Origin of the sequence: Streptomyces sp. NPDC050418, from assembly GCF_044458745.1 — a bacterium.
Taxonomy (GTDB): Bacteria; Actinomycetota; Actinomycetes; order Streptomycetales; family Streptomycetaceae; genus Streptomyces.
The window spans coordinates 18,643-41,315 of record NZ_JBITIG010000003.1 but is presented as its reverse complement, the minus strand read 5'-3'; the positions used below and the strand labels follow the sequence as shown (position 1 = coordinate 41,315).

18 protein-coding genes are annotated in these 22,673 nt (G+C 71.4%); 11 read left to right on the top strand and 7 right to left on the bottom strand.

All coding sequences use genetic code 11. From position 1 onward, the window contains the following. The first annotated feature begins 23 nt into the window (after window positions 1-23). Window positions 24-1,472, top strand: a complete 1,449-nt coding sequence (locus ACIBI4_RS07520; protein ID WP_399202704.1) for an FAD-dependent oxidoreductase — start codon at window positions 24-26, stop codon at window positions 1,470-1,472. A 114-nt stretch (window positions 1,473-1,586) separates the two neighbouring features. Here the strand turns inward: ACIBI4_RS07520 and ACIBI4_RS07515 are convergent, their stop codons facing one another. Then, complete coding sequence (locus ACIBI4_RS07515) at window positions 1,587-2,183, bottom strand: NAD(P)H oxidoreductase (protein ID WP_399202703.1); 597 nt, start codon at window positions 2,181-2,183, stop codon at window positions 1,587-1,589. Then, window positions 2,180-3,202, bottom strand: coding sequence for an NADP-dependent oxidoreductase (locus ACIBI4_RS07510; protein ID WP_399202702.1), 1,023 nt, complete (start codon window positions 3,200-3,202; stop codon window positions 2,180-2,182). The genes ACIBI4_RS07515 and ACIBI4_RS07510 overlap by 4 nt, the downstream gene beginning before the upstream one ends. Window positions 3,203-3,514: 312 nt before the next feature. Here ACIBI4_RS07510 and ACIBI4_RS07505 point away from each other — a divergent pair, with 312 nt between their 5' ends. Then, window positions 3,515-7,102, top strand: coding sequence for an AfsR/SARP family transcriptional regulator (locus tag ACIBI4_RS07505; protein ID WP_399202701.1), 3,588 nt, complete (start codon window positions 3,515-3,517; stop codon window positions 7,100-7,102). Between the two features lie 59 nt (window positions 7,103-7,161). Here ACIBI4_RS07505 and ACIBI4_RS07500 read toward each other — a convergent pair whose 3' ends face one another. Then, the gene (locus ACIBI4_RS07500; protein WP_399202700.1) at window positions 7,162-7,938 is read right to left on the bottom strand and encodes an SDR family NAD(P)-dependent oxidoreductase; all 777 of its coding nucleotides are present in this window, start codon (window positions 7,936-7,938) and stop codon (window positions 7,162-7,164) included. 270 nt (window positions 7,939-8,208) lie between these two features. Here ACIBI4_RS07500 and ACIBI4_RS07495 point away from each other — a divergent pair, with 270 nt between their 5' ends. From ACIBI4_RS07495 to ACIBI4_RS07485, 3 genes are all read left to right on the top strand, one after another. Then, complete coding sequence (locus ACIBI4_RS07495) at window positions 8,209-8,682, top strand: hypothetical protein (protein ID WP_399202699.1); 474 nt, start codon at window positions 8,209-8,211, stop codon at window positions 8,680-8,682. A 48-nt stretch (window positions 8,683-8,730) separates the two neighbouring features. Beyond that, window positions 8,731-9,438 (top strand): AAA family ATPase, encoded by a 708-nt coding sequence (locus ACIBI4_RS07490; protein ID WP_399202698.1) that lies wholly within the window; start codon window positions 8,731-8,733, stop codon window positions 9,436-9,438. Between the two features lie 155 nt (window positions 9,439-9,593). After that, the gene (locus ACIBI4_RS07485) at window positions 9,594-10,463 is read left to right on the top strand and encodes an LAGLIDADG family homing endonuclease (RefSeq protein ID WP_399202697.1); all 870 of its coding nucleotides are present in this window, start codon (window positions 9,594-9,596) and stop codon (window positions 10,461-10,463) included. A 46-nt stretch (window positions 10,464-10,509) separates the two neighbouring features. On the opposite strand, the gene ACIBI4_RS07480 is transcribed toward ACIBI4_RS07485, so the two are convergent. Then, window positions 10,510-11,703, bottom strand: a complete 1,194-nt coding sequence (locus tag ACIBI4_RS07480) for an RtcB family protein (RefSeq protein ID WP_399202696.1) — start codon at window positions 11,701-11,703, stop codon at window positions 10,510-10,512. A 216-nt stretch (window positions 11,704-11,919) separates the two neighbouring features. Between ACIBI4_RS07480 and ACIBI4_RS07475 the strand changes: the two genes are divergently transcribed. The 3 genes from ACIBI4_RS07475 (at window position 11,920) to ACIBI4_RS07465 (ending at window position 15,328) form a co-directional block, all read left to right on the top strand. Further along, window positions 11,920-12,771: a DUF3558 domain-containing protein gene (locus ACIBI4_RS07475; RefSeq protein WP_399202695.1), complete on the top strand. Its 852-nt coding sequence runs from the start codon at window positions 11,920-11,922 to the stop codon at window positions 12,769-12,771. 212 nt (window positions 12,772-12,983) lie between these two features. Next, window positions 12,984-13,739: a DUF3558 domain-containing protein gene (locus ACIBI4_RS07470; protein WP_399202694.1), complete on the top strand. Its 756-nt coding sequence runs from the start codon at window positions 12,984-12,986 to the stop codon at window positions 13,737-13,739. Between the two features lie 200 nt (window positions 13,740-13,939). Continuing rightward, entirely contained in the window at window positions 13,940-15,328 is a 1,389-nt protein-coding gene (locus ACIBI4_RS07465) for a DUF2637 domain-containing protein (RefSeq protein ID WP_399202692.1), read from the top strand. 111 nt (window positions 15,329-15,439) lie between these two features. On the opposite strand, the gene lysS is transcribed toward ACIBI4_RS07465, so the two are convergent. Further along, on the bottom strand, window positions 15,440-17,266 hold the full coding sequence (gene lysS, locus ACIBI4_RS07460; RefSeq protein ID WP_399202691.1) for a lysine--tRNA ligase: 1,827 nt from the start codon (window positions 17,264-17,266) through the stop codon (window positions 15,440-15,442). A 130-nt stretch (window positions 17,267-17,396) separates the two neighbouring features. Between lysS and argS the strand changes: the two genes are divergently transcribed. Further along, on the top strand, window positions 17,397-19,160 hold the full coding sequence (gene argS / locus ACIBI4_RS07455; RefSeq protein ID WP_399203218.1) for an arginine--tRNA ligase: 1,764 nt from the start codon (window positions 17,397-17,399) through the stop codon (window positions 19,158-19,160). 65 nt (window positions 19,161-19,225) lie between these two features. On the opposite strand, the gene ACIBI4_RS07450 is transcribed toward argS, so the two are convergent. Beyond that, window positions 19,226-19,666, bottom strand: a complete 441-nt coding sequence (locus ACIBI4_RS07450; RefSeq protein ID WP_399202690.1) for an Lrp/AsnC family transcriptional regulator — start codon at window positions 19,664-19,666, stop codon at window positions 19,226-19,228. A 123-nt stretch (window positions 19,667-19,789) separates the two neighbouring features. Here ACIBI4_RS07450 and ACIBI4_RS07445 point away from each other — a divergent pair, with 123 nt between their 5' ends. Beyond that, on the top strand, window positions 19,790-20,329 hold the full coding sequence (locus tag ACIBI4_RS07445) for an RBBP9/YdeN family alpha/beta hydrolase (protein ID WP_399202689.1): 540 nt from the start codon (window positions 19,790-19,792) through the stop codon (window positions 20,327-20,329). Between the two features lie 59 nt (window positions 20,330-20,388). On the opposite strand, the gene ACIBI4_RS07440 is transcribed toward ACIBI4_RS07445, so the two are convergent. Beyond that, entirely contained in the window at window positions 20,389-21,603 is a 1,215-nt protein-coding gene (locus ACIBI4_RS07440) for a PLP-dependent aminotransferase family protein (protein WP_399202688.1), read from the bottom strand. Between the two features lie 239 nt (window positions 21,604-21,842). Here ACIBI4_RS07440 and ACIBI4_RS07435 point away from each other — a divergent pair, with 239 nt between their 5' ends. After that, a complete protein-coding gene (locus ACIBI4_RS07435; RefSeq protein WP_399202687.1) occupies window positions 21,843-22,658 on the top strand; it encodes a DUF4253 domain-containing protein in 816 nt (271 codons plus the stop codon). Window positions 22,659-22,673 lie beyond the last annotated feature (15 nt).

The window sequence follows — 22,673 nt, the reverse complement described above, 5'->3', positions numbered from 1 at the left end:
GTTGGTATCCCGAGGAGGCGGCCATGACCGGCACGACCGAGACCCGCACCGACCAGCACGGCACCACCCCCGCAGACGTCGTGATCGTCGGCGCGGGCCCCACCGGCCTGCTGCTCGCCGGCGACCTCGCCGCCGCCGGGATACGGGTCACCGTTCTGGAGAAGCGCCCCGCCGGGCTCAGCAATCTGACCCGCGCCTTCGGAGTGCACGCCCGCACGCTCGAAGTCCTCGACACCCGCGGCCTCGCCGACGAGCTGCTCCCCACCGGGCAGCAGCTCACACAGCTCCGCCTGTTCAGCTCCCTCTCCCTCGATCTCTCCGTCCTGCCCTCGCGCTTCCCGTTCCTCCTGATCACCCCGCAGTACGAGGTGGAGAAGCTGCTGCACCGCAGGGCGACCGAGCACGGGGTGCGGTTCGTGCACGATGCCGAGGTCACCGGTCTGACCCAGGACGACGAAGGCGTCACTCTTGAGGTGCGCGGCAGCGCGGACGGCACGAGCACCACGCACCGCGCGGCCTATGTCGTAGGGGCGGACGGGGTGCGCAGCGCGGTCCGCGAAGCCGTCGGGCAGCCGTTCCCCGGCGAGTCCGTGATCAGCTCGATCGTCCTCGCCGACGTCCTGCTCGAGAGCGAGCCGGAGCTGACGGTCGCGGTCGACGGCGGGAAGGGCGCCTTCGGCTTCATGATCCCGTTCGGTGACGGGTACTGGCGGGTGGGCGGCTGGAACCGCGAGCGCGCCGAGATCCCGGACGACGCACCCACCTCCCTTGACGAGCTGAAGGACATCATCAGCCGCGCCTTCGGCTCCGACTTCGGCATGCACGACGAGCGCTGGATCTCCCGCTTCCACAGCGACGAGCGGCAGGTCCCGCAGTACCGCACGGGCCGCGTCTTCCTCGCCGGCGATGCCGCCCACACCCACTCCCCCGCGGGCGGCCAGGGCATGAACACCGGCCTGCAGGACGCCAACAACCTCGGCTGGAAGCTGGCCGCCGTCCTCACGGGCCGCGCCCCCGACAGCTTCCTCGACACCTACCAGGAGGAGCGGCACCCCGTCGGCTCCGCGGTACTGCGCAGCAGCGGCGCGATCGTCCGCCTCGCGATGGCGCACAACCCGGCCCAGCTCGCGGTCCGCTGGCTGGCCGCCAAGGTGGTCAACAACGCGGCACCGGTCAGCCGCAAGGCGATCGGCCAGATCACCGGCGTCGGGTACGTGTACGACGCGCCGCGTGGCGCCCACGCCTTGGTCGGCCACCGAGCAGCCGACGGCGTACTGGCCGACGGCACCCGGCTCTACGAGGCACTGCGCACAGGGCAGTTCGTCCTGACGGCTCCCAAGGACACGGAGCTCCCCGCCGAGTTGGAGACGCTGGCCGGGGATGACTGCATACGGACCCAGTGGGCGGAGGGCGAGCAGGCGCCGCTGCAGCTGGTGCGGCCCGACGGGTATGTGGCCTGGGCCCGGGACTGAGTCCCTGGGACGGGTCATGGCCTGAACGGGCGGGTGGGGATGCGGAGTTCGCATCCCCACCCGCCCGGTGCCGCTCGCGCGCCGCCCGGCGCTCCCGTGGCCGGCCAGGGCCGGTCAAGGCCGGTCGAGGAGGGCGCCGACCGCCTCGTCCGCCGCCTTGAGGGCGGGCTCGTCGGCGTGCAGCGAGTCGTACACGAAGTGGACGGCGGCCTCCGTGATCCCGCAGTACTCGGAGATGCCCGTCCGCAGGGTGTGCGTGACCGTCCGGTCCCAGCCGAGCGACAGGAAGTCCGCCTCGGTGTAGCTCACTCCCGTGAGCCAGAGCATCCGCTTCCCGGCCAGCCGCGGCCGGGACCGTCCATAGGCGAAGCCGTGATTCCACACCCGGTCGATCCAGCCCTTGAGGATCGCCGGCGGACCGAACCACCAGAGAGGGAAGACGACGACCAGCACCTCGGCCGCGGCCACCCGCCGCATATGCGCCTGCACTTCGGCGGAGTACTCCTTCTCCCGGTCCGCCCAGTCGGGTTCGTCCTCGGGTCCGAGCCGCGGGTCGAAGCCCTCGGCGTACAGGTCGAGCACGTCCACCACGAACCCTGAGCCCTCCAGGCGAGCTTGGGCCCGGCGCGCCATCTCGGCGGTGAGCGAGTCGGTACGGGGGTGGGCGACGACGAGGAGGGCGGTGGGCTCAGGAGTGGGGGTGGGGTTCATCGGGCTGCCTCCAGGCGGACCAGCATCTTGCCCGTGTTGGCTCCGTTCAGGACGCCGAGGAAGGCGTCGGGGGCCTGGTCGAGGCCGTCCACGACGGTCTGTTCGGTGCGCAGAGAACCGTCGGCGAGCCAGCTCGCCGCCTTGCCGATCCACTCGGGGAAGAGGTCGAAGTGACTGGTGACGAGCATGCCTCGCAAGGTGGCCTCCTTGATCGCGGCGCGATACAGGTTGTCCGGGCCGGGCACGGGCGTGGTGGCGTTGTAGCCACTGACCGCGCCCACCAAGGCGATCCTGCCGCCGGTGCGCACCGCACCGACAGCCGCCTGCAGATGGTCACCGCCCACGGAGTCGAGATAGACGTCGATCCCGTCCGGTGCGGCCTGGGCGAGCTGCTGGTCCAGGGCGCCCTGGCGGTAGTCGAGCGCGGCGTCGAAACCGAAGGTGTCGAGCAGCTTCTTCGTCTTGGCCGGTCCGCCCGCCGAGCCGATGACGTGCGAGGCACCGAGCTTGCGGGCGAGCTGGCCGGCGACGCTGCCGACGGCTCCGGCCGCGGCGGAGACGAAGACGACGTCTCCCTCGCGTACGGGGGCGGTCCGGGTGAGGGCGGCATAGGCGGTCAGGCCGGTGGTGCCGAGCGGTCCGAGCCAGGCCTCGGGCGGGGCGAGCGCGAGATCGACGACGGTGGCGTCGGCCGCGTCGAGCACGGCGTGCTCGCGCCAGCCGAGGAAGTGGCTGACAGTCGCCCCGACCGGCACCGCCGCGGAGCGCGAGGCGATCACCTCACCGAGAGCGCTGCCCTCCAGGGCGGCTCCCAGCACGAAGGGCGGGATATAGGAGGGGGCATCGTCCATCCGGCCCCGCATGTACGGGTCGACGGACATCCAGGTGTTGCGGACCACGATCTGGCCGTCGGCGGGCTCAGGGATGTCGACGGTCGCCGACTCGAAGGTGGCGGCGGTCGGCTCACCCACGGGGCGGGCAGCGAGGCGGATCTCACGGGAGCGGAGGAGGGTGGACATGGTGTGCCTTCCGGAGCGGGAGGGCCGGGGTCGCGGCGGCGTGCCCGGCGGTGGGGTGACCGGTGTGGTCACGGGAACCACCGTGCGGGAGGCCGCTCACGGAACACCTGCGGGCCGCTTTCGGTGTGCGCATGGTCCGCGCACGGGCCGGCACATGGGCCGGCTGACGGCCGACTGACGGCGGGCGGACGGGCAGGTCAGGGCCAGGTGCCGGTCCGGACGCCCGGCACTCGGTCCGGCTGTCACCAGGCCTCCCCTTCGCTTCCGCCGTCGCCGACTCCCCGGCCCCGCGCGCCGGTTAGCGTGGGCGTCATGCGTTTCGAGGTGCTGGGGATCCTGGGAGTACGGGCGGGGGACGGGGCGGCGGTCGCCGTACCGGAGGCCAAGGTGCGCGGGCTGCTCGCGGTGCTCCTCGCTCACGCGGGGCAGCCCGTCGGGGTGGACCGGATCGTCGAGGACCTGTGGGAGGGCGCGGCGCTGCCCGCGCGCCCTGCCAACGCCCTGCAGACGAAGGTGTCCCAACTGCGGCGTGCCCTGGAGCAGGGCGAGCCCGGCGGGCGCGCGCTGGTCGAACATGGGCCCGGCGGCTACCGGCTCGCGGTCGCCGAGGAGGACGTGGACGCCGGCCGGTTCGGCCGACTCGTCGCCCAGGCACAGCGGATCGAGGACCCGCGCGCCCGCCGGGCGCTGCTGAGCGATGCCCTGGGGTTGTGGCGGGGCCTCGCGTTCGAGGAGTTCCGAGACGCCGGGTTCGCCCGGGCGGCCGTCGCACGCCTGGAGGAACAGCGGCTCACCGCGCAGGAAGAGCTGGCCGCACTCCGGCTCGACCTCGGTGAACACGCCCTGCTGGCCGACGAGTTGACTCCGCTCACGAAGGAGCACCCCCTCCGCGAGGGACTGCGGGCCGTCCACCTCCGTGCGCTGTACCGCTCGGGACGCCAGAACGAGGCACTCGCGTCGTACCACGCCCTGAGCCGCCGCCTCGCAGACGAACTCGGCGTGGACCCCGGCCCGGAGTTGCGCGCACTGCACGAGGCGATGCTCCGGCAGGACCCAGGGCTTGAGGTGGGCGTTCGAGGGGCGGCCGGGTCCGGTGAGGCAAGGCTGACTTCGGCCGGGTCCGTTGGGGCGGGGGTGACTTCGGCCGGGTCCGTTCGGGTCGAGCCACCCCTCCCACTCGGGTCGCCCCTCCACTCCGCACCACCACTCGCGTCAGCCGCCACGCTCACGCCCACACCCACACTCGCCCCCTCTCCGGTACCCACCCCGCCCACAACGTCCGCTGCGCCCCCACCCCGCCCCACCACCAACCTCCCCGCCCGCACCGACGCCGTGATCGGGCGGGAGGCGGCCGTTGCGCAGGTGTGTGCGGCGCTCGTGGCGGAGCGGTTGGTCACCCTGACCGGGCCCGGTGGAGTCGGGAAGACACGGCTCGCGCTGGAGGCGGCCGGACATCTCGTCCCACCGACCGCTCCACGGGCCGCGCCACCGACCGCTCCCCCGACTACCCCTCCGCCCACTCCCCCAGTCACCCCCTCACCCCAACGCACCGACACCCCTTGCCCGCACCTCCCCGACGGTGTCTGGCTCGTCGAGCTCGCCGGTGTGCGGAGTGATCCGGAGGCCGCCGTCGCGGCCGCGCTGGGGCTGCGGGACGAGACGGTGGCCGGTCCCGTGGATCCGGAGGACCGCCGCTCGCGGCTCGTCCGTGCGCTGGCCGATCGTGCGGTGCTGCTCGTCCTCGACAACTGCGAGCACCTGGTGGACGAGGTCGCCGCCCTGGTCGGCCAACTCCTGCGCGGCGCACCTGGGGTGCGGGTGCTCGCCACCAGCCAGGAGCCGTTGAACGTCGCGGGCGAGACGGTCGAGGCGGTCGCCCCGCTCGCCGTTCCCGAGGCCGTCGACCTGTTCGCCGCGCGCGCCGCGGCCGCCGCCCCCGGCTTCCGCCTCACCGCGGCGAACCGCGAGGCGGTCGAGCTCATCTGCCGCCGCCTCGACGGCATCCCGCTCGCGCTCGAACTCGCCGCGACCCGCGTCCGGGCGCTCGGCGTCGAGGCCCTCGCGGAGCGGCTGCACGACCGGTTCCGGCTGCTCAGCCAGGTCCGCCGGGACGCGCCCGCCCGTCAGCGCACCCTGCGCGCGATGATCGACTGGAGCTGGGAACTGCTCGGCCCGCAGGAGCGCACGGTCCTGCGCCGGCTCGCGGTCTTCGCGGGCGGCTTCACCCTCGACGCCGCCGAAGCGGTCTGCGCCACCCCGAAGACAGCCACCCCGGAGACAGCCACCCCGACCTCACCCGCCGAAGCCGAAGCTGAGTCCGACGCCGACGCCGACGCGAACGCCAGCGCCAACGCCGACGCCGAACCCGACGCCCACCCCATCACCGCTCACGAAACCGTCGACCTGATCACCCGCCTCGTCGACCGCTCCCTGGTCACCGTGGCCTACGGCGATCAGGGAGCGCGGTACCGGATGCTCGAGTCCGTGGCCGCGTACAGCCTGGAGCAGCTGGCCGCCGCGGGTGAGGAGGCCGCCGTACGGGAGCGGCACGCCGTGCACTACCGGGAGCTCGCCGAGCGCGCGGCGCCCGCCCTGCACGGCCCCGCCCAGTGCGCCTGGCTGCACCGGCTCCAGGCGGAGTCCCGCAACCTCCACGCGGCCCTCGACCACACCGCGGATCCCACATCAGCCCTGCGCGCCGTCAACTCCCTTACGTGGTACTGGTACTTGAGCGGCCGCATCAGCGAGGGTCTGGCCGTCCTCAACCGCGTCCTCGCCACCGCCGAGACGACCGGGCCGGACGGCCAGGTCACCGACCACGGCACCCTCGCCTCCGCCCGGATCCGCCGCGCCGCACTCGCCCTGGTCACGGGCGACGCCTCCCACCAGGCGGACGCCTTCGACGACGCCGATGCCCGCGGCCGCTGGTTCCTCGCCTTCGCGCGGTGCGGGTTCACACAGATGCAGGACCGCGGACGGCTGCGCGACCTTGAGGCCGAGTTCCGCGCGCTCGGTGACCCCTGGGGTGAGGCGGCGGCGCTCAGCACCTGGGCGACCCGTTCGCTGTACGAGGGCGACCTGGCATCGCTGCGCGAGGCCGCCGAAGCCGGCGCGGAGCGCTTCGGCACACTCGGCGACCAGTGGGGCCAGGCGCAGGCCACCGAACAGCTGGGCGTGCTCGCGGAGATCACCGGCGACTACCCTTCGGCGGCCCGGCTGCACCACAAGGCACTGCGGGCCTCGGAGGAGCTGGAGCTGTGGACCCAGGCGTCGTTCAGTCTGTCGCGCCTCGGCCGGATCGCGCTGCTGACCGGCGAGGAGGAGCGCGCAACGGAGTACCACGAACGGGCCGTGCGGCTGGCCGCCGGCCAAGGGAACGCGCCCGCCCGCCAGTTCGCCGAGATCGGCCTCGCGCTCGGCGCCCGCCACCGAGGCGACCTCGACACCGCCCAGCGCCTGCTCACCCCCTGGCTCGCCTGGAACCGGCGGCTCGGCGTCGACTCGGGCACGGCCCTGCTCCTCGCGCAGTGCGGTTACGTGGCCGAGGTGCGCGGCGACGACCGGCTGGCCGAGTCCCTGCACACCGAGAGCCTCACCGCGGCCCGTCGTACCGGTGACGCCCGCGCCATCGCCTTCGCCGTCGAGGGCCTGGCAGGCGCCTGGTCCCTACGGGGCGCGGCTGAACGAGGTGTGACGGAGCGGAGTGCGGCCGAGCGCGCCGCCGAGGCACTCGGCACCGCGGCGGCCCTGCGCGCCTCCGTGGACTCCCCGCTGCCGCCCGGCGAACGCAGGGATGTCGACCGTGCCGCCGCCCGTGCCCGTGCCGCACTCGGCGACGAGGCCTACACGGCGGCGTACGACCGCGGCTACAAGACCCCGGCGGAGGAGTTCGCCCCGTAGGACACCCCTCGCAGCCGGATAGGGGCGGCGGCCGAGGACTACCGGCCACTGCCCAGTTGTCACAGCTCCCGGTGGACCTTCGTGTTCGACGCCTGGGCGCGGGGGCGGACCACGAGCAGGTCGATGTTGACGTGGCTGGGCCGGGTGACGGTCCAGGCGACCGTGTCGGCCACGTCGTCCGCGGTGAGGGGCTCGGCAACGCCCGCGTACACCTTGGCGGCCTTCTCCTCGTCGCCGCCGAAGCGGGTCGTAGCGAACTCCTCCGTCTTGACCATGCCGGGCGCGATCTCGATCACGCGGACGGGCCGGCCGACCAGTTCGAGGCGGAGGGTCTCGGCGAGCACCCGGGCGCCGTTCTTCGCGGCGACATAGCCCGCGCCGCCTTCGTACGTGGCATGGCCCGCGGTCGAGGAGAGGACGACGACCGTGCCGTCGCCGCTGTCGGTGAGGGCGGGGAGCAGGGCCTGCGTCATGTGGAGCGTGCCGATGACGTTGACCTCGTACATCCGGCGCCAGTCCTCCGGGTCGCCGGTGGCGACGGGGTCGGCGCCGAGCGCGCCGCCCGCGTTGTTGACGAGGACGTGCACGGCGCCCTCGGCCATGAGGGCGGCCGCGAAGGCGTCGACGGCCGCGCGGTCGGTGACGTCGAGGGCCCGGGCGTCGGCGGCGTGGCCGGCCGCGGTGAGCTCGGCGGCGAGGGCCTCGATGCGGTCCTTGCGGCGCGCCGTGAGCACCACGCGGAAGCCCGCTTCGGCCAGCTTGCGGGCGGTGGCGGCACCGATGCCGCTGCTCGCGCCGGTGACGACGGCGGTGCGGCGGGCTGCGGCGGAGGTCATGGGCTGCTCCTGGGAGGCGGAGAGTGCGGGTGCGGTGGTCCGGGGTGACCGGTGTCGGTGGTCCGGGGTGACCGGAGTCGATCGCGGTCAGGCTAACCGGATCGCCCAGCGGCCCGGTCAACCGCTCGCCATGCGGTCATCCGTACGCGCCGAACTCCGTCATGGTCACGGCCAATTGCGAAGTATCGGTAAGTTGCGCGCGTATCGGACAGGCGGTCAGTCCGGGCTCCGGGAGCTGCCGGGCGCGGACGGGAACGGTGGGAGCGGGAGATGCGAGCTCGATCGAACGGTGCGGGACTGGCCGCGGCGACGGTGGCCGCCGCCGTACTGGCCGTGGCGGTGCCGGCCGAGGCCGCGGCGCCGGAGGCCGACGTGGCGTACCACGGCTACGCGTCACTGTGGGAGGGCCGGCTCGGGATCTGGCTGACCCCGCAGAACCACGGCCCGGCCGGCGTGAACGACGCGACGGTGCGGCTGCGCTACTCGGTGCCGCTGGCGAGCCGCCAGAAGCTGCCGGAGCAGTGCCTGCGCGGCGGACCGCGCACGGTGCTCTGCTCCACCGGAGAGATCAAGGCGGGCGGCTGGAGCGACGAACTCGCACTCGACCTCAAGCTCAAGGGCGTGCCGGAGGAGGCGACCGTACGGATCGACACCCTGTGGAACGGCGGCGTCTCCGACCGCAATGCGGAGAACAACCGGCACAAGGTGCTGACGCTCGACACCGGGGATTCCTACTTCTTCTGAGGCCTCGCGCTCCGTCCCGTTGTCCGACCCCCGTGGCAGGCTCGAAGCGTGATCGTCGAGCGTGCTTATGCCCAGGGGGACGGGCTGGACCCCGAGGAGTACCCGTGGAGCGTGCCCTGCGTGCGGCAGCTGCTGCGCGAGGGGCTGCGCTTCACGGCGCCGGTGACCTTTCTCGTGGGGGAGAACGGGTCGGGCAAGTCCACCCTGGCCGAAGCGCTCGCCGAAGCCTTCGGCCTCGATCCGTACGGCGGCTCGCACGACTGGAAGTACGCGAGCCATCGCCCCAAGTCCGCGCTCGGCGAGCGGCTGCGCTTCGACGCGGCAGCCGGCGGGCGGCGCATGGTGCGCAGCTGGTCGGCGCGCAAGGGCTTCTTCCTGCGCGCCGAGACGGCCCTTGACGCGCTGCACCGCGAGGGCTTCGCGCCGGACGAGCGCAGCCACGGGGAGGGCTTCCTCGCCGCCTTCCGCGGCAAGTTCCTCACCCCAGGGCTGTACGTGATGGACGAGCCGGAAGCCGCCCTCTCCTTCGCCTCCTGCCTCGAACTGCTCGGCCACATCGACCACTTGACCCGCGAAGGCGGCCAGATCATCTGCGCCACCCACTCCCCACTCCTCACCGCTCTGCCCGGCGCGGACATCGTCGAGGTGGGGGAGCACGGGATACGGCGGGTGCGGTGGGACGAGCTGGAGCTGGTGGATCACTGGCGGCGGTATCTGGCGGATCCGCAGGGGTATTTGCGGCACATTGTGGGATAGGGCGCGGACGTACACACGTACGAGTGAACGAGTTCCATCCCGCCACCACGCACGAACGCGCTATCTAATCTCAGCCACAACCAGCAGAAATACGGCCCCCGGCCGGGCGGCAACCCGGACCGAGGGCCTCACCATCATGGAAGGACCGCTTCCTCATGGCTGAGCACGAGACTAGCGCGCGTCAACTCGCCTTGGACGAAGGCTCTGACGCCGAGTCGGCGAGGTTCATGGACCTCGAAATCCCCGAGTACGCCTACATGTTCGGCTTCCTTCAAGCCGATGGGCACCTTGCCCAAGGGCCGGGGCAGAAGGGCAGGCTGACCGCCGAAATCAACGCGCGGGACATCCACATCCTCCGCAAGTTCCAGCGCCTGACCCCGTTTTACAGCTCCATCAGCGAAAGAGTCCGCGCCACCAACTTCGCCGAACAACACCACTCGGCCACGTGGTCACTGTGTTCACTGGAAGCCCGGACCATCATCAACGAACTCGGGATCCCGTACGGCAAGAAGTCGCTGATCATCAAGCCGCCTTGCGCCGAGTTCTCCCAGGTCGATTACGTTCGCGGCTTGTTCGATGCCGACGGGTCCGTTGGGTGGACCGGCAAAGGCATCCCGTTCATCTCCTTCACGACTGCCAGCTCCTCCATGGCCGAGTACGTGTGCCGCTTCGGCAGGGAGATCACTGGCACACAGCGCAATGTCCGCCCCAACGCCCGCGACCAGGTCTACGTGACCACGTACTTCAAGGAGCACGCCCAGCAGTTGGCCGGTCATCTCTACTATCCCGACTGCCTCGCACTGGACCACAAGAAGGCCAACGCCGCCTCGATCCAGACCTGGGTGCGCCCGGCAGACATGAGGATCGCTCCACCTCGTCGACGCTGGACCGAGACGGACGATCGCGAGCTGCTGCGACTCAATCACCCCGCAGCCGCAGCCAAGACACTGGGTCGAACGGAACAGAGCTGCTCCATGCGGCTTTGGCGACTTCGCACCGGCAAGGTGCCGATGCCGCCCCAGTAGCGCACGCGGAGCGGGGCGCCCATACCTTCGGCACCCCGCTCCGGCTTCACCCCTTGACGCAGATGAACTGCTTGAGCTTCGCCACAACCTCAACAAGGTCGCGCTGCTGCTCCATCACCTGGTCGATGTTCTTGTACGCACCCGGGATCTCATCGAGTACACCGGAATCCTTGCGGCACTCGACGCCCTGCGTCTGCCGCTCCAGATCCCGCACCGTGAACCGGCGCTTCGCCGCGCTGCGACTCATCCGCCGACCCGCCCCGTGCGAGGCCGAGTTGAAGGCCTTCTCGTTGCCCAGGCCCTTCACGATGTACGAGCTCGTACCCATGGACCCGGGAATGATCCCGTAGTCGCCCGAGCCCGCCCGGATGGCGCCCTTGCGCGTGACGAGCAGGTCCATCCCCTCATAACGCTCCTCAGCCACATAGTTGTGGTGACAGCTGATCTCCCGCTCGAAGGTCACTTTCGCCTTCTTGAACTCCTTGCGGATCACGTCCTTGAGCAGCGCCATCATGATCGCCCGGTTGTACCTGGCGTACTCCTGCGCCCAGTACAGGTCGTTGCGGTAGTCCGCCATCTGCGGGGTGTCCGAGACGAACACCGCCAAGTCGCGGTCGACCAAGCCCTGGTTGTGCGGGAGACGCTGAGCGACACCGATGTGGTGCTCCGCCAGCTCCTTCCCGATGTTGCGAGATCCGGAGTGCAGCATCAGCCAGACCGCACCCTCGCTATCAGTGCAAACTTCAACCAGATGATTTCCCGAGCCAAGTGTCCCGATTTGTCGCCTCGCCCGCTCCTCGCGGAACTTCACTGCACCGGCCACCCCGTCGAACCGCCCCCAGAACTCCCCCCACCCCGACGTGGCAAACCCATGCATCCGCCCCGGATCCACGGCATCCGAGTGCATCCCCCGCCCCACCGGAATCGCCTGCTCGATCTTCGAGCGCAGCCGCGAGAGATCGCCCGGCAGGTCGTTGGCCGTCAGCGAGGTCTTGACCGCCGACATGCCGCAGCCGATGTCGACGCCGACCGCCGCCGGGCAGACCGCGCCGTGCATCGCGATGACCGAACCGACCGTCGCGCCCTTGCCGTAGTGCACGTCGGGCATGACGGCGAGGCCCTTGATCCAGGGCAGCGTCGCGACGTTGCGCAGCTGCTGCATCGCGCCGGACTCGACCGTGGACGGATCCGTCCACATCCGGATGGGGACCTTCGCCCCGGGCACCTCTACGTAACTCATGGAACTCACAATCCCCGTATGAATGAAGAAAAGTCTTGGAGCGCAAATACCGGGGCCAAGGGCAGCAAAAGGGGCGGCTGACCGGCCATCACAGCGGCGCGTGCGATACACATTATGTTCACCGGTCTCCGCGCGGCGCCATCGCTTTTCGCCGTACGGGGCCGTCCCAGACCAGCGGTACAGCACCCGAACCGTGTCCGAAGGAGGGCCCGCACCGTGCGGCACAGGCGCAGCCACAAGGGTTATCTGGCGGGTGCGGCCGCGCTCGCCGCCGTGCTGCTCACGGGTTGCACCTCCGACGGTGGCGGCGCGGGCGCGGACGACGACAAGCCCGAGGGTTTCGCGACCTCGCCCGCGGAGGCGGCGCCCGGGAAGTACGACACGCTGCCCGAGCCGTGCAACGCGGTGGGGCGCGACACTTTGGACGCGATGCTGCCGGGGATCAAGGACCTGGCGGACGAGCGGCGCGAGAAGGCGTACGCGGGTGCGGCGACGGTCACCTTCGACACCGACCGCCGGGCGGGCTGCCGTTGGACGGTGGAGTCGGCGGACGCGACGCACCGGTTGCATGTCGATTTCGAGCGCGTGGTGTCGTACGACCCGGCGGTGAGCGATGACGAGCTCGCGACGGATCTGTTCCTCGATCTGAAGATCGCGGCGGATCTGCCGGAGCCGGCGGAGGAAGGGTCGGACGAGGAGCCTTCGGGTGACGCGTCGGAGTCGGCCTCCGAGGACCCGTCGGACGATGCGGGCGACGCGGACGCCGAGGACGGCAAGAGCGGTGACAAGGACCCGTCCGCCTCCGCTTCGTCCACTCCCCCGGAGGGTCTCGAACCGCGCGTGCTCGACGATCTGGCCGACGAGGCGTACCTCGACGACGAGCTGAGCGCGGCCGATTCGGCGGCCCGGCGGCGCATGGTGACTGTGGTGTTCCGCACGTCGAACGTGCTGGTGACCATCGAGTACAGCGCGCAGCCCGCTTCCGTGCGGGAGACGCCGGACAGCAAGGAACTGCAGGACAGGGCAAGGGTTCTGGGCGGGCGGCTGGCCGAGCAGTTCACGGAGTGAGTGCGGGCCGGGGGTGGCCTGGGTCACGCGGTCCGGGGTCCGTTCCGCCACGGCGCTGCGCACCACCGCGTACCGTGGCTGGGCGGAACCACAGGGGGCTCCTGCCGCACCTGGCGCCCCGGAACGGACCCGCACGAATGATGAGCGAAGGAACCATGCACCGAAAAGGACCGCGATTCACCCGCATACTCGCCGCCTGTGCCGTAGTTCCGGTGGCGCTGACCGCCGCCGCTGCGTGCTCCTCGGGCTCGGGCGACGACGGCGGCAAGAGCGACTCCGGCGCGAGCTCCTCCGCCTCGAAGGGCGCTGAGGGCAAGGACAAGCCGGCGAGTCTGGAGGCGGCCGCGTACAAGCAGCTGCCCGCCGCCTGCAAGGTCCTGTCCGAGAAGACGGTCGAGGATCTGGTGCCCAAGGTCGAGGACAAGTCCGGCAAGACGGGCAAGTCCACCGATGTCACCACGCGGAGCAGCTGCTCCTGGACGGGCCTGGACACCAACGGTGTTGACGGCTCCCAGTTCCGCTGGCTTTCCGCGTCGCTGATGCGGTTCGAATCGGAACAGGGCCTGGGCAGCGCCGAGGACCGCGCCAAGGACTACTTCAAGAAGCAGGTCGCCGCGGCCTCGGGCACCGAGGGCGCGAAGAACGTGAAGTCGGAGCCCGCCGCCGGTGTCGGCGACCAGGCCACGACGGTCCGTTACGACCTCGACAAGGGCAAGTTGGGCGACTACAAGCAGCAGACGGTCGTCACCCGCATCGAGAACGTCGTCGTGACGCTCGACTACAACGGCGCCGGTCTCGCGGGCGAGAAGGCTCCGAAGGCCACGGACATGGCCAAGGACGCCGAGAAGGCCGCGAAGGAAGTGGTGGCCTCGGTGACGGCGGCCAACAAGGAAGGCGCGGAGGGCGCTTCGCCGTCGGACTCCCCGTCGAAGAAGCCGTCGGACAAGGCGTCCAGCAAGTCCTCGTAGCGAGTCGACAGACCGCACGCCGTCTCGGGACGGCACGTCATAACGCCGCAAAACCGCACGTCAAGAGCCCGGCCGTTCACCCGATGGCCGGGCTTTCGGCGATACCGGCCCACGCCCACCCGCACACGTGTGCCAGGCTGTTGCGCGCAAACGGGCCCGGGCGGCGGCAAGCGCGGGCAGGCACTTGGAGGGGATCACGGGTGGCAGCGCCGTTGAAGCTGACGCGGACACACCGGATATTGATCGGGGTGGTGGTCGCGGGAGCGGTCGTCATCGCGGCGATCGGTTTCGCGGGCTCGTACGCGGCCGTGCGCGAGCTCGCCGAGGAGAAGGGCTTCGGGAAGTTCTCACTGGTCTTCCCGATCGGCATCGACGCGGGCATCTGCGTCCTGCTCGCCCTCGACCTGCTGCTCACGTGGATCCGTATCCCCTTCCCGCTCCTGCGGCAGACGGCGTGGCTGCTCACCGCCGCCACGATCGCCTTCAACGGTGCGGCGGCCTGGCCCGATCCGCTCGGTACGGCGATGCACGCGGTGATCCCGGTCCTGTTCGTGATCTCGGTCGAGGCCGCGCGGCACGCCATCGGCCGGATCGCCGACATCACGGCCGACAAGCACATGGAGGGCGTCCGCCTCACGCGCTGGCTGCTCTCGCCCGGGCCGACGTTCCTGCTGTGGCGCCGGATGAAGCTCTGGGAGCTCCGCTCGTACGACGCCGTGATCAAGCTCGAACAGGAGCGCCTCGTCTACCGCGCCCGGCTGCGCTCGCGCTACGGCCGCGCATGGCGCCGCAAGGCCCCGGTCGAGTCCCTCATGCCGCTGCGTCTGGCGCGCTACGGCGTCCCGCTGGCGGAGACCGCGCCGGCGGGCCTCGCGGCGGCGGGCATCGAGGTGCCCCAACTGCCCGCGCCCACGCCGCAGTTGGAGGCGCCTCAGGTCCCGCAGGCCGTCCAGGCCGCGCCGCAGCCCGTGGAGATCCCCCAGGAGTGGCCCACGAACCACGACAGCCCGTGGTTCGCGACCCCCCAGCAACACCCGTACGACCAGCAGGGCCTCGACCCGCAGCAGGGCCTCAATCCGCAGCAGGCCTTCGACCCGCAGCAGCAGCCGCATTCGCACCAGCAGGAGCGGTACGAGCAGACGTACTCCCCCGAGCCGCCCTACGAGGAGTGGTACGAGGAGCAGCCCGCCGAGGCCTTCGACAGTTCGCAGACCGGTGAGTTCCGTATCCCCACGGGCCCGAACCGCACCCGTCCGCTGAACATCCCGGGCCAGCGCCAGGAGCAGCTGCCCGCGGAGGAGCTCCTGGACGCCGTCGCCGAGTCCGAGGCGGAGGAGGAGCCCCCGGCGCCGCCCGGTCTGCCGGACGACGTCACGCGCGAGGAGGCGTACTTCAACGCGTTCCGCAAGTACGTCAGCGAGCACGGCGACTTCCCGAACGCCCGCCAGTTCGGGATCTACCTCCAGGACCTGTACGGCGTGAAGGGCCGCAGCGGAGGCCCGCTCACGGAGTCGACCCTGCGCCCGTTCATCCGCGACTTCCGGGCCCGCTACCAGCAGGAGCTGGACGCGGAGGAGTCCATCGCGTAGCTCCGTACGCCCCCGTAGGCACAGGACACGCCCCCGTAAGCACAGGACACGCCCCCGTAAGCACAGAACGGCGCCGCCCCCGAGGGGACGGCGCCGTTCGCGCGACGGGTGTCAGGCGCCGAGCAGCTTCCGCACCCGGTCCGCCCCCACCGCGAGCAGCAGCGTGGGCAGGCGCGGGCCGGTGTCGCGGCCGACCAGGAGGTGGTACAGGAGCGCGAAGAACGCGCGCTGGTCGGCCTTGATCTCCGGCGGCAGTTCCTTCGGTCCGGCGTCGGCCGCGAATCCGGCCTGCACCTTCGGCACGCCGTAGACGAGGTGCGTCAGACCGTCGAGCGACCAGTGCTCGTCGAGGCCCTCCAGGAGGAGGCGCAGCGACTCCTTCTTGTGGTCGTCAAGGGCGGCCAGCGCCTCCGCGTCCGGGGCGGTCCGCACGATGGTGCGGGACTCGGCCGGCACGTACTTCGCGGTCCACGCCTCGGCCTTGTCCAGGCGCGGGCGGACCACGGCGAGGTCCGCCACCGGGTTCTCCGGGTCCAGCTCGGTGAGGATGCGCAGGGTCTGCTCCGCGTCCCCGGCCGTCACATCGGCGACCGAGGCGAGCGTGCCGTACTGCAGCGGGCGCTCGGTGCGGGGCAGCTCGCCGGCGGCGGTGCGGGCGGCACGGCTGTACGCGGCGGCGTCGGCCGGCAGCGCGGAGCCGTCGGCGACCTTGGCCTCCAGCTTGTCCCACTCGTTGTAGAGCCGCTGGATCTCCTGGTCGAAGGCGATCTTGAACGACTGGTTCGGGCGGCGGCGGGCGTAGAGCCAGCGCAGGATCTGCGGCTCCATGATCTCCAGCGCGTCGGCCGGGGTGGGCACCCCGCCCTTCGACGAGGACATCTTGGCCATGCCGGAGATGCCGACGAACGCGTACATCGGACCGATCGGCTGCTTGCCGCCGAACAGCGTCACGATCTGCCCGCCGACCTGGAACGACGACCCCGGCGACGAGTGGTCCACACCCGACGGCTCGAAGATCACGCCCTCGAACGCCCAGCGCATGGGCCAGTCGACCTTCCAGACCAGCTTGCCGCGGTTGAACTCGGAGAGCCGGACCGTCTCGGTGTGCCCGCACTCCTCGCAGACGTACGCCAGCTCGGTGGTGTCGTCGTCGTACGACGTGACCTTGGTCAGGTCCTTGCCGCAGCCGCCGCAGAACGGCTTGTACGGGAAGTACCCCGCGCCGGAACCGCTGCCGTCGTCCTCGCCGGCGGCGCCCGAACCCTCGGCGGCCTCCAGCTCGGCCTCGTCGACCGGCTTCTGGCCCTGCTTCTTGGCGGGGGCCTTCTTGGTGCGGTACTGCGCGAGGATCGCGTCGATGTCGCCGCGGTGCTTCATGGCGTGCAGGATCTGCTCGCGGTAGACACCGGAGGTGTACTGCTCGGTCTGGCTGATCCCGTCGAACTCGACGCCGAGGTCGGCGAGCGACGCGGTCATCGCGGCCTTGAAGTGCTCGGCCCAGTTCGGGTACGCGGACCCGGCGGGCGCGGGCACGGACGTCAGCGGCCGGCCGATGTGCTGCTGGTGGGACTCGTCGGAGACGCCCTCGATGCCCTTGGGCACCTTGCGGTACCGGTCGTAGTCGTCCCACGAGATCAGGTGCCGCACCTCGTACCCGCGCCGCCGGATCTCGTCCGCGACCAGGTGCGGGGTCATGACCTCGCGCAGGTTGCCGAGGTGGATCGGCCCGGACGGGGACAGGCCGGAGGCGACCACGACCGGTTTGCCCGGGGCACGACGCTCCGACTCGGCGATGACGTCGTCGGCGTAACGGGACACCCAGTCTGCGTTCGACTGGGGTTCCGCACCTGTGCTCTGGGCCACGGTCGTGGGGCCTTTCGGTTCGGGTCTGGACGCGGTTGCTCCCCGCGCGCACCCATTCTCCCAGAAGCCCGCCATTCCCCGCCGCGAGTATCGGGCCCGCCCGCCTCTCGCCTTCCTTCCCCTGAGCGGTAATGGACGCGAACCCCGTCCACGTCTCATGGGAGAATTCGGGTTGTCCAAGCAACCCAAGAAGGAACGGCACCCCATGGCCCCGGTCAGCTCGATCGCCTCCAACGTCCAGCAGCGCATCGCGGACGCCCTCACGGCAGCCCTGCCTGAGGCCGGCTCCGCCGACCCGCTGCTGCGCCGAAGCGACCGGGCCGACTACCAGGCCAACGGGATCCTGGCCCTGGCCAAGAAGGCCAAGGCGAACCCGCGGGAGCTCGCCACCCAGGTCGTGGCGGAGATCGAGAGCGGCGGCCTCCTCGCCGACATCGAGGTCTCGGGCCCCGGCTTCCTCAACATCACCGTCTCCGACCAGGCGATCACCGAGACGCTCGCGGCCCGGTACGCGGACGCCGACCGGCTCGGCGTGGCCCCCAAGGCCGCCCCGGGCCTCACGGTGATCGACTACGCGCAGCCGAACGTGGCGAAGGAGATGCACGTCGGCCACCTGCGGTCGGCGGTCATCGGCGACGCCCTGCGCGGCATGCTCGACTTCACCGGCGAGCAGACGGTCGGCCGGCACCACATCGGCGACTGGGGCACCCAGTTCGGCATGCTCATCCAGTACCTGATCGAGCACCCGGGCGAGCTGGCCCCCGCCGACGAGGTCGACGGCGAGCAGGCGATGTCGAACCTGAACCGGGTCTACAAGGCTTCGCGTGCCGTCTTCGACTCCGACGAGGGCTTCAAGGAGCGGGCGCGCAAGCGGGTCGTCGCCCTGCAGTCCGGCGACGAGGAGACCCTGAAGCTCTGGCAGCAGTTCGTGGACGAGTCGAAGGTCTACTTCCACTCGGTCTTCGAGAAGCTGGACATGGAGGTCCGTGACGACGAGATCGTCGGCGAGTCCGCGTACAACGACCTGATGCCCGAGACCGCCCGCATGCTGGAGGAGTCCGGTGTCGCGGTCCGCTCGGAGGGCGCCCTCGTCGTCTTCTTCGACGAGATCCGGGGCAAGGACGACCAGCCGGTCCCGCTGATCGTGCAGAAGGCCGACGGCGGCTTCGGTTACGCGGCCTCCGACCTCTCCGCGATCCGCAACCGGGTCTTCGACCTGAAGGCCACGGACCTGATCTACGTCGTGGACGTGCGGCAGTCCCTGCACTTCAAGATGGTCTTCGAGACGGCCCGGCGGGCCGGCTGGCTGACCGACGAGGTCACCGCGCACAACATGGGCTACGGCACGGTGCTCGGCGCCGACGGCCGGCCGTTCAAGACCCGTGAGGGCGAGACGGTCAAGCTGGAGGACCTGCTGGACGAGGCCGCCGAGCGGGCCACCGCCGTGGTGCGCGAGAAGGCCGAGAAGGTGGGCCTGACCGAGGCGGAGATCGTCGAGAACGGGCGGTACGTGGGCATCGGCGCCGTGAAGTACGCCGACCTGTCGACGTCCGCGAACCGGGACTACAAGTTCGACCTGGACCAGATGGTCTCGCTCAACGGCGACACGTCGGTGTACCTGCAGTACGCGTACGCCCGTATCCAGTCGATCCTGCGCAAGGCGGGCGACACGCGGCCGGCCGCTCACCCCGAGGTCGCACTGGCCCCGGCCGAGCGTGCCCTCGGCCTGCACCTGGACGCGTTCGGCGAGACGGTCTTCGAGGCGGCCGCGGAGTACGCACCGCACAAGGTGGCCGCGTACCTGTACCAGCTGGCCACGCTGCTCACGAAGTTCTACGAGCACTGCCCGGTCCTGAAGGCCGACACCGAGGCCCAGAAGGAGAACCGGCTGTTCCTGGTCGACCTGACGGCCCGCACCCTGACGAAGGGCATGGGCCTGCTGGGCATCCGGACGCCCGAGAAGCTCTGATTCGCGGTACGCAGGTGAGGGGCCCCGTCGGATTCCGGCGGGGCCCTTCGCGTTGCCCTCGGCCGCTAGGGAGCGGTGAGCGGCTTCGGGGGATACGTCCGCAGCACCAGCGAGGTCGTCACCGGCCCGAACCGGGCCAGGGAGTCGACGACCTCCTCCAGGCGTCCGGCCTGCGGGCAGTGCACGTCGAAGATCAGACAGTCCTCGCCCGTGATCCGTACGGTGGAGGTGATCTCCGGGGTCGCCGCGGCGAGGTCGAGCGCGCGGGAGAGCTGGGCATGCGTCGTGCGCAGCCGGATGACGGCGTGGATGTTCAGGCCGAGCGCCACCGGGTCGACGACGGCCCGGTACCCGGCGATGACCCCGCACTTTTCGAGCCGCTGGATCCGCGCACTGGCCGCGGGCTGCGAGAGCCCCACCCGGCGTCCGACCTCGGCTCCGCTGAGCCGGCCCTCGTTCTGGAGCAGCGCGAGGATCTCGCGGTCCGTACGGTCGAGTGATTCCATCGTTCTGCCCGCCCCCTGCCTTGAGATCACTTGCGCGGCCCCCGCCGTCCGACCGCTTCCCCCAGAATCGGCGCCAGGCGCTCCCGGAACGGTACGGGACGACGAAGGAAACGGTGGCAGGCAGTGGTCGCGTACGTCTTCATCCCCGGCATCGACGGCTCGGACGAACAGCACTGGCAGACCCTGTGGGAACAGGAGTCGGGCCCCGCGGCCGTACGGATCGCCCCGGCGTCCTGGTCCGCTCCGGACCGCTCCGACTGGATCGCGGCCGTGCAGAACGCGTACGACCGCTTCCCCTCCGACGAGGTGGTCCTGGTGGCGCACAGCCTGGGCTGCTGGGCGGCCGCGGACTGGCTGACCGGGACGGCACCGGACCGCGTCCGAGCCGCCCTCCTCGTCGCACCGCCCGACCCGGAGGGCCCGGCGTTCCCCCGCGAGGCGGCCTCGACGTTCCTCGCCTCGGCCGCCCGCCCGCTGCCCTGCCCGGCCCTGGTGGTGGGCAGCCCCGACGACCCGTACTGCACCGCAGAGATGGCCACCCACTTCGCGCACCAGTGGAAGGCGGACCTTCACCTGACGGACGGGGGCGGCCATCTCAACTCGGCGAGCGGACTGGGCACTTGGCCCGAGGGGCGCCGGCTCCTCACCGGCCTGACCGGCTGATCAGGGCGAACCCGACCGGCCGATCCGACCGGCTGATCAGGGCGAACCCGACCGGCTGATCAGACCGCCCGAAGCGCCCGCCCCAGCCGCTCCACACCCACCGCGATCTCCTCCGGCGCGTGCGTCACGAAGCACAGCCGCATCGTGGAGCGGTCCGGCGCCCCGGCGAAGAACGGGGCCCCGGGCACGTACGCCACCTCGTGCTCGACCACGGAACGGAGCAACTCCGTGGTGTCGTACGCCTCCGGGAGGCGGGCCCACAGGAACATGCCGCCCTCGGGACGGTTCCACACCGAGCCCTCGGGCAGTGCGTCCTTGAGCCCGTCGAGGAGCGCGTCGCGCCGCTCGCGGTAGGCGGCGGCGACCTTCGCCACGTGCGCGTCGAGGTCACGGTCCGCCAAGTACCGTGCGGCGGCGAGCTGGTTGACGGTCGGTGTGTGCAGATCGGCGGCCTGCTTGGCGACCGCGCACGCCCGCCGCAGCTCGCCCGGGGCGCGCAGCCAGCCGAGGCGCATCCCGGGCGCCATCACCTTGGAGAAGCTGCCGAGCAGCACGGTCCGGTCCTCGGCGCCCGGATACGTGGCGACCCACGGCACCCGCTCGCCCTCGAACCGCAGCTCCCCGTACGGGTCGTCCTCGACGATCCACAGCCCGCGCCGCGCGGCCACCGAGGCGACGGCGGCGCGCCGTTCGGCGGTCATGGTCCGGCCGGTCGGGTTCTGGAAGCTCGGGATCGTATAGAGCATCTTGGGCTGCTCCCGCGCCACGACCTCGTCCAGGGCCTCGGGGTCGATCCCGTCCTCGTCGCAAGCGACGGCGACCACGCGCGCGCCCGCGAACGCGAACACCTGCAGCGCCGCAAGGTAGGTGGGGCTCTCGACGACCACCGTGTCCCCGGGCTCGACGAGCGCCGTCGCGAGCAGCGACAGGGCCTGCTGCGAGCCGCTGGTGATCAGCAAGTCGTCGGCGTCCGTGGGAAGTCCGCGCGCACTGTTGCGCGCCGCGAGCGCGGCCCGCAGCGTGGGCTCGCCCTCGGTCGTCGAGTACTGCAGCGCCTGCCCGGCACTCTCCGCGAGCACCTGCGCGTACGCGTCGGCCACCCCGGCCACGTCGAACAGCTCGGGCGCGGGCAGCCCGCCCGCGAAGTTGATCACCTCGGGCCGCGCGGTGACGGCGAGGATGTCGCGCACGGGCGATCCCCCTACGTTCCGTGCCCGTGCGGCCAGCGGCGGTGCGGGAACGAATGCAGCGGCACTCTGCTCAACGACGGTCACGGCGGCGGCTCCTTCTGCGGTCGACAGCACGCCGCTGATGGCGTGCGACGGCTTGCGCCTCTCGCACGCAGCCTAAGGACGCTGCCTGCCGTGTACATCCAACATTCCACGATCCGGACGCGCGTTCGCCGCCAGGCCGCCGCAGCAGGGCGCCGAGCAATGGCCGCCGACTCCCCGGCCACCCGCCCGCAGCCCGGCGCCCCGCCGCAATGTCAGTGCCGCCGCCTACCGTCGTCACCATGGCCTCGCTCCCGAATCCCTTGCCGCAGATCGCCGCCGATCCGACGGGCACCACCCTGGGTCTGCGCCTGCCGCCCGGCGGGTTGGTCGACACGACCGCGGACGGACCCTCGGACCAGCCTCTGCTCTGGATCGCCGACTCCCCTGCAGGGCCCCGCAGTTGGGCCGGAGTGCTGCCCGCGCGGCGCCACGGACTGCTGCCGGTGCTCCTCGCGGACCGGGCGGGCGGCAGCGGCGTCCGGACGCTCGGGCACCTGCGCCCGCGGATGATGTCGCACCCGGGCAACCACGACGCCGAGGAGGTCCTGGCCGGCTTCTGGGAGGCGTACGCAGCCGAGGAGGCGGACGAGGACACCCCGCCGGCCTGGCACGGCCTCGCCACCCCCGCCCTCACCCCCGCCTGCGACCCGGATGCAGACGCCGAGGAGCTCTCGGAGTACGTCACCGGGGCGGACGGCGTCGCATGGCTGCCGCACGCCCGGATCGCCCTGGTCCCGGCCCGGCGCAGCGCCGACATCCCGGCCGCGATCGGCTGGACGGGCCCGCTCAACCACGAGAACGACGTGGCCCGGCTGTGCGCGGTCATGCGCTCCTGGGAGGACCGCTTCGGCGTCCGGCTCGTCGCCCTCGGCTTCGACACGATGCTGCTCTCGGTCGCCGCCCCGCCGACGACCCGTACCGCCGCGGAGCAACTCGCCGCCGAGCACTACGCGTTCTGCCCGGACACCATCGACCAGTCCGGTCCCGCCACCACCCCCGAGACCTACGCGGTAGAGCTGCTCACGGCCCGCACCTGGTCGTTCTGGTGGGACTGAACAGGGACGGAGCTA

What these genes read in the sequence shown, in the direction of transcription:
- ACIBI4_RS07520 (WP_399202704.1), top strand. Translation starts at nt 24, where the DNA reads ATGACCGGCACGACCGAGACCCGCACCGACCAGCACGGCACCACCCCC.
- ACIBI4_RS07515 (WP_399202703.1), bottom strand. Translation starts at nt 2,183, where the DNA reads ATGAACCCCACCCCCACTCCTGAGCCCACCGCCCTCCTCGTCGTCGCC.
- ACIBI4_RS07510 (WP_399202702.1), bottom strand. Translation starts at nt 3,202, where the DNA reads ATGTCCACCCTCCTCCGCTCCCGTGAGATCCGCCTCGCTGCCCGCCCC.
- ACIBI4_RS07505 (WP_399202701.1), top strand. Translation starts at nt 3,515, where the DNA reads ATGCGTTTCGAGGTGCTGGGGATCCTGGGAGTACGGGCGGGGGACGGG.
- ACIBI4_RS07500 (WP_399202700.1), bottom strand. Translation starts at nt 7,938, where the DNA reads ATGACCTCCGCCGCAGCCCGCCGCACCGCCGTCGTCACCGGCGCGAGC.
- ACIBI4_RS07495 (WP_399202699.1), top strand. Translation starts at nt 8,209, where the DNA reads ATGCGAGCTCGATCGAACGGTGCGGGACTGGCCGCGGCGACGGTGGCC.
- ACIBI4_RS07485 (WP_399202697.1), top strand. Translation starts at nt 9,594, where the DNA reads ATGGCTGAGCACGAGACTAGCGCGCGTCAACTCGCCTTGGACGAAGGC.
- ACIBI4_RS07480 (WP_399202696.1), bottom strand. Translation starts at nt 11,703, where the DNA reads ATGAGTTACGTAGAGGTGCCCGGGGCGAAGGTCCCCATCCGGATGTGG.
- lysS (WP_399202691.1), bottom strand. Translation starts at nt 17,266, where the DNA reads ATGGCGGGCTTCTGGGAGAATGGGTGCGCGCGGGGAGCAACCGCGTCC.
- argS (WP_399203218.1), top strand. Translation starts at nt 17,397, where the DNA reads ATGGCCCCGGTCAGCTCGATCGCCTCCAACGTCCAGCAGCGCATCGCG.
- ACIBI4_RS07450 (WP_399202690.1), bottom strand. Translation starts at nt 19,666, where the DNA reads ATGGAATCACTCGACCGTACGGACCGCGAGATCCTCGCGCTGCTCCAG.
- ACIBI4_RS07435 (WP_399202687.1), top strand. Translation starts at nt 21,843, where the DNA reads ATGGCCTCGCTCCCGAATCCCTTGCCGCAGATCGCCGCCGATCCGACG.